The organism is Alcanivorax sp. HI0083, from assembly GCF_001635175.1.
Map to the genome: position 1 here is coordinate 1 of NZ_LWFX01000645.1, position 244 is coordinate 244.

Here is a 244-nt window from a genome sequence, read left to right on the forward strand (position 1 = left end):
GGCAAACGCCGCACATAACTGCGCATCGCTGGCCAGACCTTCAGGCAGGCGAACCCGTTCGTTGAACACATGAAGATGCGGAGAGGTATACAGGCAGACCTTGCGGCCCTGGCGTTCAGCTAACGCCCTCATTAAACGCAGTGTGGAGCCTTTGCCATTGGTGCCGGCAACGGTAATCACGGGGACGGGAAAATGCGCCACCGCCAAGCGGGCAGCAACGCCGTGGAGCCGATCCAGGCCCAGT

Annotated in this window: 1 pseudogene; it reads right to left on the bottom strand. The window is 61.1% G+C overall.

From position 1 onward, the window contains the following. Positions 1-243 (bottom strand): annotated as a pseudogene (locus tag A3754_RS27425) (bifunctional folylpolyglutamate synthase/dihydrofolate synthase); the annotation flags it as partial. Between the last annotated feature and the right edge of the window lies 1 nt (position 244).